Source organism: Kitasatospora sp. NPDC092286 (genome assembly GCF_044755565.1).
GTDB lineage: Bacteria > Actinomycetota > Actinomycetes > Streptomycetales > Streptomycetaceae > Kitasatospora.
In genome coordinates this window covers 22,203-41,719 of sequence record NZ_JBIVRD010000045.1, presented here as the reverse complement: position 1 = coordinate 41,719, position 19,517 = coordinate 22,203, and the positions used below count along the sequence as shown (strand labels likewise).

General features: G+C 72.7%; 18 protein-coding genes and 1 pseudogene. 6 read left to right on the top strand and 13 right to left on the bottom strand.

Annotated features, from left to right (window positions below; translation table 11 throughout):
- Window positions 1-48 precede the first annotated feature (48 nt).
- Entirely contained in the window at window positions 49-651 is a 603-nt protein-coding gene (locus tag ACIQIB_RS32990; protein WP_400650983.1) for a DJ-1/PfpI family protein, read from the top strand.
- Window positions 652-687: 36 nt separating this feature from the next.
- On the opposite strand, the gene ACIQIB_RS32985 is transcribed toward ACIQIB_RS32990, so the two are convergent.
- Window positions 688-801 (bottom strand): universal stress protein, encoded by a 114-nt coding sequence (locus tag ACIQIB_RS32985; protein ID WP_400762514.1) that lies wholly within the window; start codon window positions 799-801, stop codon window positions 688-690.
- Window positions 802-993: 192 nt separating this feature from the next.
- Complete coding sequence (locus tag ACIQIB_RS32980) at window positions 994-4,581, bottom strand: hydantoinase B/oxoprolinase family protein (protein WP_400762482.1); 3,588 nt, start codon at window positions 4,579-4,581, stop codon at window positions 994-996.
- A gap of 152 nt (window positions 4,582-4,733) precedes the next feature.
- Between ACIQIB_RS32980 and ACIQIB_RS32975 the strand changes: the two genes are divergently transcribed.
- Entirely contained in the window at window positions 4,734-5,894 is a 1,161-nt protein-coding gene (locus ACIQIB_RS32975; RefSeq protein ID WP_400762512.1) for an NAD(P) transhydrogenase subunit alpha, read from the top strand.
- 126 nt (window positions 5,895-6,020) lie between these two features.
- On the opposite strand, the gene ACIQIB_RS32970 is transcribed toward ACIQIB_RS32975, so the two are convergent.
- Complete coding sequence (locus ACIQIB_RS32970) at window positions 6,021-6,659, bottom strand: PhoU domain-containing protein (protein ID WP_400762480.1); 639 nt, start codon at window positions 6,657-6,659, stop codon at window positions 6,021-6,023.
- 347 nt (window positions 6,660-7,006) lie between these two features.
- Between ACIQIB_RS32970 and ACIQIB_RS32965 the strand changes: the two genes are divergently transcribed.
- The 3 genes from ACIQIB_RS32965 to ACIQIB_RS32955 all read left to right on the top strand — a co-directional run bounded on the left by ACIQIB_RS32965 (window position 7,007) and on the right by ACIQIB_RS32955 (window position 9,652).
- The gene (locus ACIQIB_RS32965; RefSeq protein ID WP_363612842.1) at window positions 7,007-7,873 is read left to right on the top strand and encodes a universal stress protein; all 867 of its coding nucleotides are present in this window, start codon (window positions 7,007-7,009) and stop codon (window positions 7,871-7,873) included.
- A 320-nt stretch (window positions 7,874-8,193) separates the two neighbouring features.
- Window positions 8,194-8,595, top strand: a complete 402-nt coding sequence (locus tag ACIQIB_RS32960; RefSeq protein ID WP_400762478.1) for a hypothetical protein — start codon at window positions 8,194-8,196, stop codon at window positions 8,593-8,595.
- A 562-nt stretch (window positions 8,596-9,157) separates the two neighbouring features.
- Complete coding sequence (locus tag ACIQIB_RS32955; RefSeq protein WP_363612838.1) at window positions 9,158-9,652, top strand: universal stress protein; 495 nt, start codon at window positions 9,158-9,160, stop codon at window positions 9,650-9,652.
- A gap of 175 nt (window positions 9,653-9,827) precedes the next feature.
- On the opposite strand, the gene ACIQIB_RS32950 is transcribed toward ACIQIB_RS32955, so the two are convergent.
- The 8 genes and pseudogenes from ACIQIB_RS32950 to ACIQIB_RS32915 all read right to left on the bottom strand — a co-directional run bounded on the left by ACIQIB_RS32950 (window position 9,828) and on the right by ACIQIB_RS32915 (window position 15,580).
- Complete coding sequence (locus tag ACIQIB_RS32950; RefSeq protein ID WP_400762476.1) at window positions 9,828-10,208, bottom strand: universal stress protein; 381 nt, start codon at window positions 10,206-10,208, stop codon at window positions 9,828-9,830.
- A gap of 163 nt (window positions 10,209-10,371) precedes the next feature.
- The gene (ftsH, locus tag ACIQIB_RS32945) at window positions 10,372-12,306 is read right to left on the bottom strand and encodes an ATP-dependent zinc metalloprotease FtsH (RefSeq protein ID WP_400762474.1); all 1,935 of its coding nucleotides are present in this window, start codon (window positions 12,304-12,306) and stop codon (window positions 10,372-10,374) included.
- Window positions 12,307-12,602: 296 nt separating this feature from the next.
- Window positions 12,603-13,031 (bottom strand): universal stress protein, encoded by a 429-nt coding sequence (locus tag ACIQIB_RS32940; RefSeq protein WP_363612832.1) that lies wholly within the window; start codon window positions 13,029-13,031, stop codon window positions 12,603-12,605.
- A gap of 58 nt (window positions 13,032-13,089) precedes the next feature.
- Window positions 13,090-13,458: pseudogene (locus tag ACIQIB_RS32935) on the bottom strand (universal stress protein); the annotation flags it as partial.
- A 172-nt stretch (window positions 13,459-13,630) separates the two neighbouring features.
- Window positions 13,631-13,969, bottom strand: coding sequence for a cyclic nucleotide-binding/CBS domain-containing protein (locus tag ACIQIB_RS32930; RefSeq protein ID WP_400762471.1), 339 nt, complete (start codon window positions 13,967-13,969; stop codon window positions 13,631-13,633).
- A 2-nt stretch (window positions 13,970-13,971) separates the two neighbouring features.
- Entirely contained in the window at window positions 13,972-14,217 is a 246-nt protein-coding gene (locus tag ACIQIB_RS32925; RefSeq protein WP_363612828.1) for a hypothetical protein, read from the bottom strand.
- A gap of 445 nt (window positions 14,218-14,662) precedes the next feature.
- On the bottom strand, window positions 14,663-15,364 hold the full coding sequence (locus tag ACIQIB_RS32920) for a pyridoxamine 5'-phosphate oxidase family protein (protein ID WP_400651032.1): 702 nt from the start codon (window positions 15,362-15,364) through the stop codon (window positions 14,663-14,665).
- A gap of 30 nt (window positions 15,365-15,394) precedes the next feature.
- A complete protein-coding gene (locus ACIQIB_RS32915) occupies window positions 15,395-15,580 on the bottom strand; it encodes a hypothetical protein (protein WP_400762470.1) in 186 nt (61 codons plus the stop codon).
- Window positions 15,581-15,795: 215 nt separating this feature from the next.
- Here ACIQIB_RS32915 and ACIQIB_RS32910 point away from each other — a divergent pair, with 215 nt between their 5' ends.
- Entirely contained in the window at window positions 15,796-17,505 is a 1,710-nt protein-coding gene (locus tag ACIQIB_RS32910) for a GAF domain-containing protein (protein WP_400762468.1), read from the top strand.
- On the opposite strand, the gene ACIQIB_RS32905 is transcribed toward ACIQIB_RS32910, so the two are convergent.
- Window positions 17,502-18,485 carry an Acg family FMN-binding oxidoreductase gene (locus ACIQIB_RS32905; RefSeq protein ID WP_363612820.1) on the bottom strand — a complete coding sequence of 328 codons (984 nt, stop codon included), beginning with the start codon at window positions 18,483-18,485 and terminating at the stop codon, window positions 17,502-17,504. The two genes, ACIQIB_RS32910 and ACIQIB_RS32905, sit on opposite strands and share 4 nt — an antisense overlap.
- A gap of 146 nt (window positions 18,486-18,631) precedes the next feature.
- Entirely contained in the window at window positions 18,632-19,333 is a 702-nt protein-coding gene (locus ACIQIB_RS32900; protein ID WP_400651043.1) for a response regulator, read from the bottom strand.
- Between the last annotated feature and the right edge of the window lie 184 nt (window positions 19,334-19,517).

Genomic DNA, 19,517 nt, shown 5'->3' with positions numbered 1-19,517 from the left:
TCCCGTACCACTGGCGACGGCTCCGGGACCTCTGCTTTGATGGCGCCCATGAGCGACAGAAGGCTTCGTCAGATCGCGATCCTGCTCTTCCCGGAGGTCGAGGAGCTGGACGCCATCGGGCCCTGGGAGGTTCTCTCCTATTGGACGCGCAAGTTCCCCGAGGACGGCTGGCAGGTGAACTGCGTCTCCCGGGACGGCGCTCCGGCGGAGTGCGCGAAGGGCCTCACCGTCCTGCCGCACTTCTCCCGGGACGGGATGCCGGCCGCCGACGTCGTCCTGCACCCCGGCGGCCAAGGCACCCGCCCGTTGCTGGAGGACGAGGACCATCTCGACTGGGTCCGCCGGCTCGACGCACGGGCGTCGCTGACGACCAGCGTCTGCACCGGGGCGCTCGTCCTGGCCAAGGCGGGCCTGCTGCAAGGCCGTTCCGTCACCACGCACTGGGCGTCCCTCGACCTGCTCGCCGAACTGGAGCCCACCGCCGAAGTCCACCGGGACGCCCGCTTCGTCGACGACGGCGACGTCATCACCTCGGCCGGCATCTCGGCCGGCATCGACATGGCACTGCACCTCGTGACGCGCCTGCACTCGGTGGAACGCGCGCGCCAGGTGCGCCACGGCATCCAGTACTACCCCGAGCCGCCCGTGTAGTCGGGGCGGCGGGTCAGCGCATCCTTCCCCGCGGCTTCAGCTCGCGTGCTCCACGCGGGCCCGGCTGACCGAGCCGAGTACGGTCCCGGCGAAGCCGCCCGGGCCCCGGCTGCCCATCACGAGCAACCGCGCGCCCCGAGCTGCCTGGATCAGCTCATCCGCCGTGACGAACGGGCGACGGCTGACGCCCGCAGTGAGACGTGGTCTGATCAGACGTCGGCCGCGTCACCACGCCCCTCCCCGGCCCGCACACCTACCTGCGAACCCCTTCGCCCACGACGGGCGCGAGAAAGCCCCGGGCGAAGCCCGAATCCGGCACGCCTTCGCCGACCGGGCGGTGCGTCAGGCCGGCCCGTAACCTCCCCCGCCGGGAGTCTCGATCTCCAGGACGTCCCCTGCCGCGAGGTCGGCGCTGTCGCAGCCGGCCAGCCGGACCGTGCTGCCGTCTGCCCGGCGCACCCGGTTGGTGCCAAGGGTGCCGGGCTTTCCGCCTGCCATGCCGTAGGGCGGTACCCGCCGGTGCCCGGACAGGATGCTCACGGTCATCGGCTCGCGGAACCGGATCCGCCGCACCGCTCCGTCGCCACCGCGCCAACGGCCCGCACCACCGCTGCCGTGGCGCACGGCGAACTCCTCCAGCAGGACCGGCAGGCGCCATTCGAGGACCTCGGGGTCGGTGAGGCGGGAGTTGGTCATGTGTGTCTGCACCACGCTCGCACCGTCGAAGCCCTCGCCCGCTCCCGAGCCGGAGGCGACCGTCTCGTAGTACTGGTGCTGCTCGTTGCCGAAGCTGACGTTGTTCATCGTCCCGGAGCCCTCGGCCTGGACGCCGAGTGCGGCGTAGAGTGCGCCGACGATCGCCTGCGAGGTCTCGACGTTCCCCGCGACCACCGCCGCCGGGTAGACGGGCGCGAGCATCGAGCCGGGCGGTACGACGATGCGCAGCGGGCGCAGGCAGCCGTCGTTGAGCGGGATGTCGTCGGCGACCAGGGTGCGGAAGACGTACAGCACGGCGGCGGTGACGACGGCCGACGGTGCGTTGAGGTTGGAGTCGAGCTGAGCGGCGGTACCGGTGAAGTCGATCGTGGCGCTGCGCTGTGCGCGATCGACCTCGACCCGCACCGCGATCACCGCGCCGGAGTCCGTCTCGTACCGGTACTGCCCGTCCTGGAGGGAGTCGATGACCCGGCGCACGGCCTCCTCGGCGTTGTCCTGCACGTGCCGCATGTAAGCCTGCACCACGTCCAGCCCGAAGTGCTCGATCATCGCGGCGACTTCGTCCACGCCCTTCTGGTTGGCGGCGACCTGCGCGCGCAGGTCGGCGAGGTTGGTGGCGGGGTCGCGGGAGGGGTGGGGTCCCTCCGTGAGCAGCTTCCGGGTCTCGGCCTCGCGGAGTCTGCCGTCCGCCACCAGGAGCCAGTTGTCGAAGAGCACGCCCTCCTGGTGGATCTCCCGGCTGGTCGCCGGCATCGAGCCGGGGGAGATTCCGCCGAGCTCGGCATGGTGGCCCCGGGAGGCGACGAAGAAGAGGATCTCGTCGCGATCGCTGTCGAAGACCGGTGTCACCACGGTGATGTCGGGCAGGTGGGTGCCACCGTGGTACGGGTCGTTGACCGCGTAGGCGTCACCCGGCCTCATGGCGCCGGCCCGGCGGCGGATCACCTCCTTCACGGTGGTGCCCATCGAGCCCAGGTGCACCGGGATGTGCGGGGCGTTGGCGACCAGGTTGCCGTCGGGGTCGAAGAGCGCGCAGGAGAAGTCCAGCCGCTCCTTGATGTTGACCGACTGGGCGGTCGACTCCAGCCGGGCGCCCATCTGCTGGGCGATCGCCATGAAGAGGTTGTTGAAGATCTCCAGCAGCACCGGGTCGGCTGCGGTGCCGACGCCCGGTTCGGCGCGGGCGCCGGAGCGTTCCACCAACAGGTGCCCGGTCGGGGCCAGCGTCGCCCGCCAGCCCTCGTCGACCACGGTGGTGGCGTTGGCCTCGGCGATGACCGCCGGGCCGGTGACGGTGTGTGCCGGACGCATCCGCTCTCGTTCCAGCAGCGGCACCTCGCGCCAGGCGCCACCGGTGTACAGCCGCACCGTGTGCGCCTCGCCGGGAAGTCCGCCCGGTGTGCCCAGGGCGCCGAGATCGGGCTGCTCGCTGAGGCCGGTGGCCTCCACCAGCAGGGCCTCGACGACGATCGGACGGTCCATCAGGAACGAGTAGGTGGCGCGGTGCACGGCCTCGAACGCGGCGGCCATCCTGGTGGGCCCGGCCAGCTCGACCGCGAGCGTGGTGTCAGTACCGTCGTAGCGCAGCCGTGCCCGGTGCGTCACCCGGATCCGCTCGGTAGCGGCGCCCTGGTCGAGCAGTTCGGTCCGGGCCGCTGCCTCCAGCTCTCCGGCGATCTCCCGGACCGCCGGCATCGAGGCGGGTTCGAGCGCACGCTCCACCGCTCGTTCCCGCAGGACCGTGGTGTCGGCCAGGCCGATACCCAGCGCGGAGAGCACCCCGGACATCGGCGGCACCAGCACCGTACGGATGCCCAGCGCGTCGGCCACCGCACAGGCGTGCTGCCCTCCTGCCCCGCCGAAGGTGGTCAGCGCGTACCGGGTGACGTCGCGGCCCTGCTGCACCGAGATCCGCTTGACGGCGTTGGCGATGTTGCCCACCGCGATCCGCAGGAACCCCTCGGCGATCTGCTCGGGTGAGCGCCGTTCTCCGGTGGCGGCGCCGATCTCCTCTGCCAGCTGCGCGAACTGGCGCCGCACCAGGTCGAGGTCGAGCGACCGGTCGCCATCGGGGCCGAAGACCTGTGGAAAGTACTCGGGCTGGATCCGCCCGAGTTCCAGGTTGGCGTCGGTGACGGTCAGTGGTCCGCCGCCGCGGTAGCCGGCCGGTCCCGGGTCGGCCCCGGCCGAGTCGGGGCCGACCCGGAGCCGGCTGCCGTCGAAGTGCAGGACGGAACCGCCGCCGGCCGCCACGGTGTGGATGGCCAGCATCGGCGCGCGCAGTCGCACGCCCGCCACCTGGGTGGTGAGCACCCGCTCGTACTCGCCCGCGTAGTGCGAGACGTCGGTGGATGTGCCGCCCATGTCGAAGCCGATCACCCGGTCGAAGCCGGCCAGCTGCGACATCCGCACCATGCCGACGATGCCGCCGGCCGGCCCGGAGAGGATCGCGTCCTTGCCGCGGAAGTGCCCGGCCTCGGCAAGGCCGCCGTTGGACTGCATGAACATCAGCCGCACGCCGCGCAGTTCCTCGGCCACCTCCCGCACATAGCGGCGCAGCCCCGGCGACAGGTAGGCGTCCACCACGGCGGTGTCGCCGCGCGGCACCAGCTTCATCAGCGGGCTGGCCTCGCTGGAGAGCGAGACCTGCGGGAAGCCGATCTCCTCGGCGAGCCGACCAACCGCCCGCTCGTGCGCGGGGTGCAGGTAGCTGTGCAGGCACACCACCGCGACCGCACGGATGCCGTCCCGGTAGCAGCGGCGCAGATCGTGGGCGAGCCGTTCCAGATCGGGCGCGCGCAGTACGGTGCCCTCGGCCGTGATCCGCTCGTCCACCTCGATCACCCGGCCGTACAGCGGCTCGGGCAGCTTGATCTCACGGTCGAAGATGTGCGGCCGGTTCTGGTAGCCGATCCGCAGCGCGTCCGCGAAGCCGCGGGTGATCACCAGCGCCGTCGGCTCGCCCTTGCGCTCCAGCAGGGCGTTGGTCGCCACCGTCGTGCCCATCCGGACCGCCTCGATCCGATCGGCACCGGCCCGGCCGCCCTCGCGACCCAGCAGCGCGCGGATTCCGGCGACGGCGGGATCGCGGTATCTCGCCGGGTCGTGCGAGAGCAGCTTGTGGGTCAGCACCCGCCCGTCCGGGCTGAGCGCGACCACGTCGGTGAAGGTACCGCCCCGGTCCACCCAGAACTGCCAGCCCCTGCCTGCCACCGCCGGCTCCCTCCACTCGTCCGGTCGTCCGCTCGTCCGGTCGTCCGCTCCTCGGCTGCCGGTGGTCCGTCCGGGGGATCCAGCCTCTCAAAACGCGACATACTGGGCATGTCGGCCTGCTCCGAAGGGCGGTGGCAACGGCTGTGACGGCTATGACGGCGGGGGTCCTGCGGGAGACGGCACCCGGTGAGCGGCGGGTGGCTCTCGTCCCCGAACTGGTCCGCACCGTCGGCGCGCTGGGCCTGACCGTCCTGGTGGAGCCCGGCGCCGGCACCCGCGCCTGGTGCCCCGACGATGCCTACACCGCCGTCGGCGCGCGTCTCGTTCCGCGCACCGACCTGCTGCGCCGCGCGGACATCCTGCTCGGCGTACAGAGCCCCAACCTCGGTCTCACCCACCGCTTTCGCCCGGGTCAGCTGCTGATCGCCCTGCTCCGGCCGACCCTGATCCCCTTCCTGGTCCGCCAATGGGCCGACCAGGGCCTCACCGCGATCGGTCTCGACCTGGTACCGGAGAAGATGAGCGACGGATACCCCATGGATGCCCGCACCTCGCAGGCCCGGATCGCCGGCTACCGGGCCGTGCTGACCGCGGCCGACCGGCTGGACCGCTGCCTGCCGCCCTGGGGCTCGACGACCGCGTCCTTCGAGCCCGTCCGGGCCCTGGTTGTCGGCGCCGGGGCCGCAGGCCTGCAGGCGGTCGACACGGCCCGCCGCCTCGGCGCGCTCGTCCACGTCCATGAGCTGCGGCGCCGCGAGCGGGCGGAGGCCGTCGCGCTCGGCGCCACCCTGCTCGACCTGCCGAACCTTCCCCCGGTGACCGGCGCGGCGGGACTGGCCCAGGCCCTCGACACCGAGCAGGACGAGCTGCGCCACGGGCTGGCCGCCGCGCTCCCCGGCTTCGACCTGGTCTTCGCCTCCGTCGACCCGCCCGACAGGCCACCACCGACGCTGCTGATCGGCGACGCGGTGCGCGCGATGCGCCCCGGCTCGGTCGTGGTCGACCTGGCAGTCGGCCCGCTGGGCGGCAACGTCGAGGGCGCCGAACCGGACACCACGACGCCGGTCGGTGACGGAGTCACGGTGATGGGCGCCGGCAACCTCCCGTCGCAGGTACCCGCCACCGCATCGACCGCCTTCGCACACAACGTCACGGCGCTCCTCCGGCATCTGACCCGTGGCGGCGGCCCACCGGCGATCGATCCGACCGACCCGCTCCAGGCCGCCCTGCTGGTGACCCACCGCGGCAGCGTCCTGAACCAGGCCACCTGGCAGCTGATCCTCGACGCCACCGCCCCCGCCGGCACCGCATGACCGGAAACTCGACCACGGCGGACGGGAGGCACGGGCGGCCTTCCCCGGTGGCCACCGGTCACGGTCACGAGGCCGCGCTGACGGCGGTCACCACCGCGGCACTGGCGGTCGGCAGACTCGCCCGCCTCACCGGCCCCCGGCCGCCGAAAACAGGACCGCATGGCGCGCGACGGAGACGGCGTGGTCGGCACAGCGCTGGTAGTAGCACGCCAGCAGGGTCGCGTCGGCGCTGTCTCCGGCCCCGGCAGGTTCGGCCCCGGACAGCAGCAGCTCGTACAACAGGCGCTGCCGCTGGGCGACCTCGTGCTGCTCCGCGAGCAGATCCGCGCGGGCTTCGGCGGCCTCGGCCTCCAGCGTGTCAGCGGCCTTGGCGAGCATCACCAGCACGACCTCGCCCATTCCGCGCAGGGGCAGCCTCAGCCGCTCCGGCCACGGCTCGGCCGACTGGCGCGACCAGGCCAGTCGCAGCAGCTGCTCAGCGAGATCCGCCAGGCATTCCACCTCGGTACCCACATGCACGCCGACGACGATCGTGTGCCGGTCCGACCTCTGCGCGGTCCTGCCCGGCAACACGCCTGCCGCGTCCTCCTCGATCCGCTCACGCAGCTCTGCCAGCGCCTTGTCGGCAGCCGTCGCCCCCTCCGCCACGGCGGCCGAGCCGGTCAGCCCGTCCATGACCTCGCTCATTGCCGCGCCCGCCAGCCGGACCAGCTCGGCCGGCTCGCCGGTCAGCCGGCGTTGTCCGTCGCGCCCGTTCCCAGCCATCGGTCGACTCCCGTTCCCGGCGGGCCGGCCGGCTCCGCCGTCTTCACCACCGCCGTGCAGTGGTCCATCACTTCCCAGTCTCACCGTTCCCACAGGCGGCTGCCCCGGCCGCCCGAAGTGCGACCGGTGCCGCCGTTGTCCAGGCTGGACGTGGTACCGCCGTGAAGTGCGGGAGGCTGTCACGGGGCGCTCGGACGGCAGTACCGCGAGGAGCCGACGGCCACACGGGGCACACCGCGACCGTCATGGTCCCACCGGGCGGGAAAGCCGGCTCCACCGTCTGAGCTGCCACGGCCCGTCCGGTCCGGCAGAGATCGGGCAGAAATGACGACACGGAGGCAACCACCATGCAACCGGAGATCACCGTCGGCCTCGACGGCTCCCCCGAGAGCCTGTCCGCCGCCCGTTGGGCAGCCCAGGAGGCGCAACTGCGCGGGCTACCGGTACGGCTGCTGCACCTGTGGATCCTGCGCTCCATGACGGCGCAGAACGTCCCCGGTGAGCACCCACAGGCCCGGGCAGCGCAGCGCATCCTCCAGGACGCGGAGAGCGACCTGCTCAAGCGCTACCCCGACGTACCCGTCATCAGCGAAGTCCTGCCCGTGGACACGCCGACGGCACTGCTGCCCGCCGCCCGCAACGCGGAGATGCTGGTGCTCGGTTCGCAGGGGCTGGGCAGCGTCCAGGGCTACCTGCTCGGCTCGCTCGCCCTGCACGCCGTCGCCCGGTTCGAACGGCCCGTGGTGCTGGTCCGCGCCTGCGAGGAACCGGAGGGCACCCGCACACCCGCCGCGCGGCCCGGCGCGGTGGCCGTTGGCATGAGTCTCCGCTCCGGGTACGAGGGCGCGGTCGGGTTCGCCTTCGGCGCCGCCGCCAGACGCCGCACGCCCCTGCTCGCCGTCCACGCCACCACTCGCCGGCCAGTGGCCCTCAGCTGGGACCGGCCGCCCAAGGAGTCTCTGCAACAGTCGGACCAGCAGGCACTGCACGAGGCGCTGCTCCCATGGCACGAGAAGTTCCCCACCGTCCACGTGGTGGAGCACCTCAGCCACGACGGCCCGGGCCGGGCCGTCGTGGACATCGCACCCGGCGCAAGCCTTCTCGTAGTGGGGCGCGGCGGGTACCGCACCGGCCTGGGACCACGCATCGGCCCGGTGGCCCACGCCGCGATCCACCACGCGGTCTGCCCCGTCGCCGTCATCCCGCACGACTGACATCCGGGCCCGCGCCCGGCACGGAGAATCTCGGCGAGCGCAAGGCGCGGCCCGGAAATTGACGATCTCCCGGGAGCAGACCACCGGGCGGGGCCGCGCGGCCATCGCTTCTGGGCGCGAACCGGACTAGCGTCGGGTACGGAGTGGTCCACGGTCGGCCCGGGAAACCGGGACGCAACCGTACCGGGGCCGAGTGGGCACGCCGGATGCCGTCAGCCGTACGGGCAGCCGCACCTGCCTCGCGCTCCAGCCGGGTGTACCGCGCTGCATCACGGTGTGGCAGCCCCGAAGAGCCACGGTTCCGCCCGAGGAGGGCTCGTATGAGAACCGGAACCGAGGTCGACACCAAGGCCCTGGAGCTGGTCGCCGCGCCCGGGCCCGTCCCGTCCGCCACCGCTACGACGGCTGCTACGGCCTCATCCACCCGCCGGGCAAGCCCCCCGACACAACCACCCCCGCAGGAGCAACCGATGACGACCCACCCCACCACCGACCCCGCCACCAGCGACTCACCCGGCGACGGCCTCCACCCGCCCGGTCGAGACCTCGAAAGCGCCATTGAGCGCGTGGAGATGCTGGAGTCCCAGGTCCAGGCCCTCGGGCAGGCGATCCGCACCCTCGTCCAGGGGATGGAGGAGATCCCCGACCAGGAACCCGACCCCGAGCAGGCCGCCCGCAGCGCCCGCCTGGCCCACGAACTCCTGCTCGCCCAGGGCCTCTAGAAAACCGCTCCCCCGATCCGACGGCCTCTCGAAGTCGAACTGACCCCCCAGGGGGCCGACATGGCCGCGACGGCGACCTCCCGGGCCAACGGCGGCGGGCTCTTCCACCGTCAAGGAAGAGCGCGGCGCTCAGGCACTGATCCTGAACGCCGCGCCCAAGTCCTCGTGCTCCCAGGCCCTCGTGCTCCCAGGCCCTCGTACACGGGTCGGCCACCGACGGAGGCGTCAGTGCACGACCACGAACGCACGGGCTCGATGTTCCCCCCGGGTTCACCGCGCTTGTGCTACGTCTGTCAAGGTGCCCGGATCAAGGTGCCCGGATCCGGGCAGGCGCCGGGCAAGAGCCTCAAGGGCACGCGCGAACGACGGCGCCCTCGGAGCCGTCCCGATGCCGCTGATCCGACGGAGCACGAGCTCACGACGGGGACGGACGTGCCACGGCGAGACAGGCGGAGGACCATGGAGGACAGCGGACAGGTCGGCGACCGCGCCCTCCCTCGGACCTACCGGAGTCGCGGAGTCCGCCGGCCCGCTCACCGGCCGCACACCGTCGGAGGTCACCATGGGCAACGTTTCCACTCACGGTTCCGCCGGCCCGGTAGTGGTCGGTACGGACGGCTCGGAGCCCGCCCGTCGCGCCGTGCTCTTCGCCCTCCGCGAGGCACAGGTGCGCGGCGTCACCGTGCGGGCCGTCTGCGCCTACGGCTCCAGCCACACCGGGCGGTCGGATCTGGGCGGGGCTGCCTGGCCCCGCACGAGCGGCGAGTTTCCGACGCACCTGCACGACATCGTCGCGCGCGAGGTGACGGACTCGGTCGACGAGCTACGCCGACAGGTCGGCGAGCCGTTCGTCGAGGTCGAGGTCCACTGCGAGCGCGGCCGGCCCACGCAGGTCCTGCTGCACGCGAGCCGGGACGCGAGCCTGCTCGTGGTGGGCACCCGGGGCGCCGGCATCTGGGGTCGCCTCGCGCTCGGCTCGACCAGCACCGAGGTCATCCACCACGCCCACGTTCCCGTCGTCGTCGTGCCGCCCGCGCCCGAGGCCTCGGCTGCGTGAATCGGCGCACCACGCCACCCGCGGACCGCCCGGACCGGGGAAGGCCGTCCGATCGGCACCGCCGGCCGCGGCGGCCTGTGGACCAGGGACGCCGGTCAACCGGTTGACCGGCAGATCCGGCAACCGCGGCGCGGATGCCGGTCCGGTCGAACGACCGGCAGAACCCGGCGTCAGGTCAGCTGAACGGCACGACCGCGACGGGGCAGAGCGCATGGTGGATCGCCGCATGTGCGACCGCACCCAGGTGCGGTCCGACGGGCACGCGCCGGACGTGGCGGCCGACCACCAGGAGCCCGGCCCGCGACGCCGACTCCACCAGAGCGACCTCCGGACTGCCGGACACCAAAGCTGTCGCGACCTCCACGTTCGGACAGCGCTCGCGCCAGGGTGCCGGCATCTGCGCGAGGGCCCGCTCCTCGGCAGCCGCCAAGTCCTTCTCCTGGCCGCCGCCGCTTCCGAAGGACAGGTGTGCCCTGCCACCCGGCGGGCTCCAGGCATGGACCACCCGCAGTGGCACCGAACACACCGAGGCCTCCTCGAAGGCGAAGGCGAGCACCTCGTCGTACGGCTGCCGAGGGTCCCTCGTGGGCCGCCCGAGGGGAGTCTCGCGGAATCCGGGGCTCGGGCAGCGGGCGCCGCTCCCTCATGGTGGTCCTGCGTGCGGACCGAGTACTGCGGGCGTTGCTCCGTCGACGCTCCGCCCGTCGACGCTCCGCCCGTCACCTCCGACCTTCCTGCGGCCGGCGGGGCTGCGCCGGCCGTGGGCTCCCGTTCACGATGCCGAGAACGACCTTGCCGTCCACCGTCTCCTGCTCCACCAGCAGCCCGGCCAGCTCCTCCAGCTCGCGGCGGTGACCGCGCAGCAGCCCGACCGCCCGTGCCTCGGCCTCCCGGAGCAGCCGGGCCACCTCCTGGTCGACCGTGCGCTGGGTCTGCTCCGAGTAGGGCCGGCGCAGCAGGTCCTCCGGGCTCTCGCCGAGGTGCTGCGGGGTGGTGATGGCGTATCCCACCGGCCCGAGTTCGCTGGACAGGCCGAACTCGCGGACCATCCGGGTGGCGAGCGCGGTGGCGTTGGCCAGATCGTTCGCCGCGCCGGTCGATCCCTCCCCGAAGACCACCAGTTCCGCGGCCCGGCCGCCGAGCTTGACGGTGAGCAGGTCGGTCAGGTAGCTCTCGCTGTACAGGTGCCGCTCCGCCTCGGGCAGCTGCTCGGTGGCACCGAGGGTGACGCCGGCGGGCAGGATGGTCACCTTGGCGACCGGGTCCGCGTGTGCGCACAACGCGGCCATCAGGGCGTGCCCGGACTCGTGGACGGCGACCGAGCGGCGTTCCTCCGGGAGCAGCGCGTTGGAGGACTCGCGGCGGCCGAGGAGCACCCGGTCGCGGGCGGTGTCGAGGTCCTGCGCGCTGATGGTGGCGCGCTCGGCGCGTACCGCGTTGATGGCGGCCTCGTTCACCAGGTTGGCCAGGTCGGCGCCGGAGAAACCGGGGGTGCCGCGGGCGATGCGGTCGAGGTCGACATCGGGGGCCAGCGTCTTGCCGTGGACGTGGACCGCGAGGATCGCGGCCCGCTCGGCCTGGCTGGGCAGCGGCACGGTGACCTGGCGGTCGAACCGGCCGGGCCGCAGCAGCGCCGGGTCGAGCGCGTCCGGGCGATTGGTGGCGGCCAGGACGACGATGCCGGTGCCCTGGTCGAAGCCGTCCATCTCGGCGAGCAGCTGGTTGAGGGTCTGCTCCCGTTCGTCGTTGCCGCCCAGCCTGCTACCGCCGCCGCGCCGACCGCCGACCGCGTCGATCTCGTCGATGAAGATGATCGACGGGGCTCGCTTGCGGGCATCGTCGAACAGGTCCCGGACCCGGGAGGCCCCGACGCCGACGAACATCTCGACGAAAGCCGAGCCGGTCACCGAGAGGAAGGGGACCTCGGCCTCTCCGGCGACCGCGCGGGCGAGCAGGGTCTTGCCGGTGCCGGGCGGGCCGACCATGATCACGCCACGGGGTCCCTTGGCCCCGGCTGCGGCGTACCGCTCGGGGCTGCGCAGGAAGTCCACGACCTCGCTGACCTCCTGCTTGACGCCCTCGTAGCCCGCGACATCGATGAACCGGGTACTCGGCCGTTCCGCCTCGATGATCTTCGCCCGTGACCGCCCGATCGCGCTCAGACCACCGGTCATCGTCCTTGAGACCGCACGCCCCGACCAGAGGAAGAGCGCGGCGATGACGATCAACGGCAGGAAGACGAACAGCGTCGACAGGATCGAGCCGCCTCCGCTCTGGGTCGCGGTGATCGCGACGTGCTGGGTCTGCAGCTGTCTGGTGAGCTGACTGTTGTCCAGTGCGGTCGGGATCTGGGTGGTGAACCTCGTCCCGTCCTTCAGCGTGCCGGTGATCGCGCCCTTGTCGGTGATGTCGACCGTCTTGACCTGGCCCGCGTCCACCCTGCCCGCGAAGTCGCTGTAGGCGTAACGGGGTTCTGTTCCGGTACGGCTGTGCGTCAGCAGGAGGGACAGCACCGTGACGGCGAGGACGGCCGGCAGCAGCCATCGCCGCCAGCCCGGCGACTGCGGCGCCGATGTCGGCGGCCCAGGCTTCGACGGCCGCCGCACGGGCCCGGGTCCGGACTTTCCGGCCGCGTGCAGAACGGGAACCAGCATGCGTGCGATCATCCGATGCATTCGAGCCTCCCGTCCCATGGTCCGTCGGCGGCGCGGGCGACGGGCGGAGCCGGTCGGCCCACCGGCCCGGGACATCCGGTCACCGTTGCCGGGTCCGTACGCCGACCCGGCACGGGAGGACGATCCTGCGGGTGCAAGCGCGGGTCGGCCGCCGGAGCGACCTCTCGGCCGGCGCCCCGGGCAGGGGCTGGACGGTGGAACGTCCCACCACCCGGAGCCCTCGGGTGGACGTCAGCGGGCGATCGGGTCGCCCTGAACCTGTCGCAGACGCTCCGTCACTCCCGCACCTTGTGGGGGCGGGGGCGCACGACAGCCACGGGGCAGATGCCGTAGTGCAGGAGAGCGTGGCTGACGGATCCGAGAGCAAGACCGTGGAAGCCGCCCCGGCCACGCGAGCCGACGACCGCGAGATCGGCCCGGTCGGAGGCACGGACCAGCAGTGGCGCGGCTCCTCCGCGGACCACGTCACGCTCGACCTCGACATCGGGGAACCGCTGGACGAGGTCGCCGAGCTGTTCGTCCACTTCGCTCCGCTGCCGGGCCTCCTCCTCGTCCGGGTCGACCTCGGCCCCGTCGGTGCCGGCCGGATTCGGCATGCTCCACGCCCGCAACACCTGGAGACGCGCCCCACGCAGCGACGCCTCCTCGAATCCGAACTCCAGGGCGCTGTCGGAATGCGGGGAACCGTCGGTGCCGACAACCACTCTGCGATGGCCCGTGGTGATCTGCCCGACCACCACCACCGGGCCCGGCGACCTGCAGACCGACCGAACCGACCAGCAGGTTCCAGAAACCGCCCTCCCCCCGGGCGCCGAGCACCACACTGTGCGCCTGCTCGGACATCGCGCGGAGGATCCCGGCGGGGGAACCGGGGAACTGGGCCGACCCCACCTCCAGACCGGGATGGCTCTCCTTGATGATCGCCTCCGCCTCCTTCAGGATGCCCGCACCCCGTCGGCTGAGGCCCTGCGAGCGTCCGGGCGGGAAGAACGGGGCGTCGAACTCCCAGCCGGGCAGCACATGCACGATGTGCAACGGACAGCCGTGCAGTACCGCCTCGTTTCCCGCCCACACGAGGGCGCGCAGGCTCCGTCCGGAACCGTCCACTCCCACAATCACCGGATCATTCATCGCTCCTCCTGCCAGATCGTCGTGGCGAAACGTCGTAGTGCCCGGTTTTCCTGAGCCGACGGGCCCACGTCGCCGGTCCCGGGCCGCTCATGCCGATGGCTCCTACCATCCAGACTCGCGTGCCCCGCGCCTGCCTGCCATCGGTCGGGGCGACGTGCTCCAAGTGGTCCGGTCAGCCACAGAAGCCGACCGGGCGGTGTCCGTCGAGTACCGGCAGACGCCTGACCCCGGTACGGCGGAAGACCCGGTAGGCGGCTTCCAGATCGTCGGTCGCGTCGACCGTGACGGCAGGTGCGGACATGAACTCCGACACCGGCGTCTCCGGGTCGGTGCCCGTGGACAGTACCCGGACGGCCAGGTCCCGGCCGGTGACGACGCCGTGCAAGGTGTCGTCACCGGCGACCAGCACGCAGCCGACCGCCTCGGTCTCCACCCGGCGCGCTGCCTGCCGTGCGGTCGCCCGTGGTGGCACCGTGACCGGCGGGGTGATCATCACGTCGGCGATCCGCATCGCTACCGCTCCGGGGCGATCGACACGGCCGCGGCCTGCCGCACCAGCAGCGACGCCAGGTCCCCGGCCTCGCCGGGGGTCAACAGGATCCAGACCGCGTCACGGTCGTACGGCTCACAGGCGGTTTCCAGGACGATGCGGCCCTGGTCCAACGGCAGGACTTCCGGGGCGTACCGGGAGATCGCGATCGTACGGCCGCTCCGGGTGTGCATCAGGCTCTGCTCGAAGGGGACCTCGGTCTGCGGCATGGTGCGCCTCCCTCGGAATGCTTCTCGCCTCCCAGGGAAGCGCCGCGCCCGGCGTTGCGGCCAGGGCTGGCCGGTACCGGACGGGTGGGCCGGTCGGCCCTGGCGGGTCGGGTATCTCCGTCGAACTCGCCCGGGCGCTGGGCCGCCTCCCCCGGCAGCTCGTCATCTGCGCCGTCGAAGGAGCCGACGGCAGTTTGGGCACCGGTCTGTCGGCACCGGTCGCGGCCGTCGTGGCACCGCTGGCCGAATCGCGGCGGAGATCGCGCTGTGCCGGGTGCCCCCCTCGACGGCGCGGGACAGCGCTGTCCGTCCCTGAGGCCTGAGCGAACCGGCGCCCGGGGCGGCGTCGGCCGTAACCGGAGAGTCGTCCCCGCTCGCCCGTTCCCGGGCTGCCGTTCCCGCCCTGGTGGTCGCCACGTCTCCCCGGACGTTTCGAATCAGCGCGTCAGAAGTCGCCCGCCAGGGTCGGCGACCTGCCGCTGCCGACCCGGCGGCCGGTGATCTTCTCCGTGCGGACGCGTACCCAGAGCGGTCGGTCGCCGCCGGCCCACGGCGTGGTGCCGGGCAGCCGCCGCAGGTGACGGACGGTGTCGGGGTCGTCGACGTGCTCGGCTCTGCCGAGGATGAGGACGCTCCAGCCCTGGCTCAGGTGATCGTCGATCCGGTCGACCTGGAACGCTACCGAGGCTCCGTCGTCCGGCGCCGCGGCGCCTTGTGCGGCTGTCCGGTAGACGATCGTCGCGGCGTCCACGGTGTAGTTGACCGGGAAGACCGCGGGGCCCGGTTCGACGGGCAGGGCGATCCGGCCCACACCGTGGGTACCGACCCTGTCCCAGCACTCGGCGGTGGTGAGGTGGACCAGCAGCGGACGCGGCCCGGCGTCCGGCTGTCCCGGCGGTGCGTCGGCGCGCCCCTCGACCAGTTCCTGGTAGGTGAGCCGCAGGGCGGCGGCGATCCGCAGGAAGCCACCCGGGTCGAAGTCCGGTCCGGTCTCCAGAAGGTACTTGAGGTAGCGCGGCGCCATGGCCGCCTGGTTCGCCAGCACCTCATCGGTCAGGCCGAGTTGGGAACAGCGATCGGCGACCCTGCGCGCGACGGCTGCGGGATCGACGCGGCGGACGGCTTCGTTGTGGAGGTTCTGGTTCACCGTGTGCTCCTTGGCTCGCCGGTGTCGGGTTCACGTCCGGAAGAGTGCGACCTTGAGGGCGCCGTCGGTGTCCGCGTCGGCGAAGATGTCGTAGGCGCGGGTGCACAGCTCGAAGGATGCGGGGACGCCGACCGCCTCGATGGGGTCGCGCACCGCGGGGTCGGGGACGTCGCCCCAGGTCCGACGGCCCGGTCCGTGGTAGGTCAGCGCCTTCATGGCCTGGTCACTCCTGTCGCACCTTGCCGGAGCGCGACGGCTGCGGTGCCGTCCCGTCCTCCCTTCCAGCGTTCCTCGGGCGACGGGTGATCGCCATGGGCCGGGCGGGGCCGGCGGCTGGGGCCGATGGGCCCTGGTGGCCCAGCGGGACACGACGCGCCCGGGCCGCCGCGTCTAGTCTGGGCAGTGGCACCCGGCGAGTCTCGGAGGAACCGGTGGGCAGCGAAGCGGAGAGTTCGACTCCTCTGCCGCACCTGCGTCTGGACGACCTGCTGGACGAGCTCCAGACCAGGCTGAACGCCGCGCGCGGCACCCGGGACCGGGTGCACAGCCTGCTGGAGGCGGTCCTGGCGGTGGGCCGGGAGCTGGAACTGACCCAGGCGCTGCAGCACATCGTCGAGGCGGCGGTCACCCTGGTGGACGCCGGGTACGGCGCACTCGGGGTGATCGGTGAGGACCAGCGGCTCTCCCAGTTCATCCCGGTCGGTATGACCGACCAACAGGTGAAGCGGATCGGAGCGCTGCCGTCCGGTCACGGGGTCCTGGGCGAGCTGATCCGCAACCCGGTGCCACTGCGGCTCGGCCGGATCTCGGACCATCCGTCGTCCTACGGGTTCCCGGCCGACCATCCGCCGATGCGGAGCTTCCTCGGGGTGCCGATCCGGGTCAGGGACAAGGTGTTCGGCAACCTCTACCTGACCGAGAAGCGGGGCGGCGGCGAGTTCGACGCCGAGGACGAGTCGGTGCTCGCCACTCTGGCCGTGGCCGCCGGGGTCGCGATCGACAACGCCCGTCTGTACACGCAGACCAGGCTGCGCGAGCGCTGGCTGACGGCCAACGCGGAGATCACCAGCAGTCTGCTGTCCGGAAGTTCCGAGCAGCAGGTGCTCGACCTGCTGCTCGCCCGGGCGGCCGGGATCGCCGGCGCCGACCTCGCGGTGGTCGCGCTGCCACTGCCCGGCTCCGACGACCTGAAGGTGCGGACCGCCGTCGGACTCGGGGAACAGCAGCACCGCGACCTGGTCCTCCCGCTGGACGGCTCCTTCGTCGGCGCCGCCGCCCGGACCGGCGGGCTCGTGGTGAGCTGCGATGTACGGAACGACCCGAGGATCACCGTCGGTCCGCCGCGTTGGGAGGGCTTGGGACCCGCCGTCGCGGTACCGATCGGCATTGCGGGGCACGGGGTGCGCGGGGTGCTGATGCTGGCCCGCGCGACAGGATCGCCCGTGTTCGGTGAGGACGAGTCCGGGCCGTTGCTGGGCTTCGCGGGCCAGGCTGCGGTGGCCATGGAGCTGGGTGAGCGGCGTCGGGACTCCGAACAGGTCGGGCTGCTCCAGGAGCGTGACAGGATCGCCCGCGACCTGCACGACCTTGCCATCCAGCGGCTGTTCGCCACCGGGATGACCCTCCAGGGTGCCGTCCGCTTCATCGACCACCCGGAGGCCGCCGACCGGGTCCTGCGGGCGATCGACGACCTCGACGAGACCGCGAAGACCATCCGGGCCTCCATCTTCGGCCTGCGCGCCCGCGAAGCCGGCCCCGCGTCGAAGGGGCTTCGTTCCCAGGTGGTTCAGGTGGTCGAGCGTGCGGCGCGGACTCTCGGCTTCGCGCCGGGTCTGCGGATGGCCGGTCTGCTCGATGTCACGGTGCCACCGCGGATCGTGGAGGGCACGGTCGCCGTGCTGGAGGAGGCGCTGTCCAACGCCGCCCGGCATGCCGTCGCGAGCGCGGTCGACGTGTCGCTGACGGCAGGATCCGACCTGACACTCACCGTCACGGACAACGGCGTGGGCCTCCCCGAGGACGGTCGACGCAGCGGGCTGGCCAATCTGGCCGAACGGGCCGTCGAGCTCGGCGGCACGTTCAGCGCCCGGGCACGGCCCGGCGGCGGCACCGAACTGGCCTGGCGCGTCCCGCTGCCCTAGGTTTCCCGGTCCAGGACATCGGCGGCCGCCAGGCGGGGCGTGGGCGCGCCCTCGGGGCCGTAGCCGAGCCGGACCAGCATCTGCACGTGCCCCGGCCGCTGGTGCGGCTCCCTGGTGGTCCAGCGCAGGTGCGGCCACTCCATCGCCTGGTGCAGGAGCGAGGCCCGGACACCGTGCACGGTGGCGGTCAGCAGGACGTGCTCCAGGGCGAGCCCGGTGCGCAGCCAGTCCTCGGGGCGGTCGTGCTCGGTGGTGAGCACCGCGATGCGCGGCTCGCGTTCGAACGACGCGAACGGTTGGTGCTCGGTGGGACGGATGGCGGAGAAGTCCCGCATCGGCAGCCGGCCGGCCCGGTCCTGCGGGCCCAGCGCGTGGACCGGGATTCCGTACGGCGGCTGGTCCCCGCTCCGGATCCAGCTGCGGCTCTCGGCCCGCTGCGCGGGGTCGGTGGTGCTGCGGCGCTCGGCCTCGGTGGTGATCTCCAGCAGCCGGGCCGTCTCCTGCCGGTCGGGCAGCTGGAGCGTGGCCCCCTCCACCCGCGCGGCCGCCACCAACTGGTCCAGGACGTCCGCCGGGACGGGCCGTCCGGTGAACGGGGTACGGATGGAGTGGCGGTGCCAGATCGCGTCGTACAGCTCCTCGGTGCCGGGGAGCCGCACGGGGGACGCCTCGTCCAGCCGGACGCCGGCGAACAGGTCCGGTTCGGCGGGGTCGGGCAGCAGGCGCACCACGGGTGCCCAGCCGAGGTGGCGGGCGGCGACCCGCAGATTGAGTACCGCCGCGCCGACGGAGATGTGCATCGCCCGCCCCTGGGGGTCCGCGGCCGGCACGGCACGCTCCCGCACGGCGCGCACCTCCAGGATCGAGGTTTCGGGCTGGAGCCGGAAGTGCCAGGGCTGGCTGTTGTGGATCGAGGGGGCGGCGACCGCGGCGGAGACCAGTTTCTCCAGGGCGGTGGCGTCGAGGGCGAGCGTGGACATGGCGGTCTCCCGGGGTGTGCCGTCAGCAGGAGGGCGGTCCGCCGCCGGGGCACGGTGTCCCCCGGCAGTTGCCTCATCCCCACCGTGCTGCCCGGACCCGGCTCCGCGCTTGGGCCGACCGGCTCTGTCGGCGGGGCCGGTCGGCCTCAGCGCGAACGGTCGGACCGGTGTTCCGGGTCGGCGTGGGCCGCGAGCACCGCCGCCTGAAGACGCCGTTCCACGCCCAGCTTGGCGAGCAGCCGCGAGACGTGGTTCTTGACGGTCTTCTCGGCCAGGTAGAGCTCCTGGCCGATCTGCCGATTGGTCTTGCCCTCCCCCACCAGGGCGAGGATCTCCCGCTCACGCGGGGTCAGCTGGGACAGGACCGTCCCGGTGTCGGCCTCCTCGTGGTGGCGCAGACTCTCCATGAGCTTGCGCGTGGTCGCCGGATCGAGCATGGACTGACCGGAGGCCACCGTCCGCACCGCGCCCACGAGGTCGGCGCCCTTGACCTGCTTCAGCACATAGCCTGCGGCACCCGCCATGATCGCGTCCAGCAGGGCGTCGTCGTCGTCGAAGGACGTCAACATCAGGCAGACCAGATCCGGCATCCGGTCGCGCAGCTCCCGGCAGACGGTGACCCCGTCACCGTCCGGCAGACGGACGTCGAGGACGGCGACCTGCGGCCGCAGCGCCGGGATACGGGCGAGCGCCTGCGCGCAGCTGCCGGCCTCACCGACGACCTCGATGTCGGTTTCCGCTTCCAGCAGATCGCGCACCCCACGCCGGACCACCTCGTGGTCGTCCAGCAGGAACACCCGCACGGGCCCCGCGGACTCGGCGGGTTGCACGGGCTCGGTCACGTCCATCGCCGGCTCCCCGGGTGTTGGTGTCCTCTCCCCACCGATTCTGCGCGCCGGACCACCGCAGCGCACTGGGGAGAAGGACCGGCCGTCCGGCTCCGCCCCGACCGGGTACCGGAAACGGTGGACGAGCGGCTCGGCTCGGCCGGGGAGCGGCCCGACGGCCCGTTGCGCAGACTGGAAGGACGCC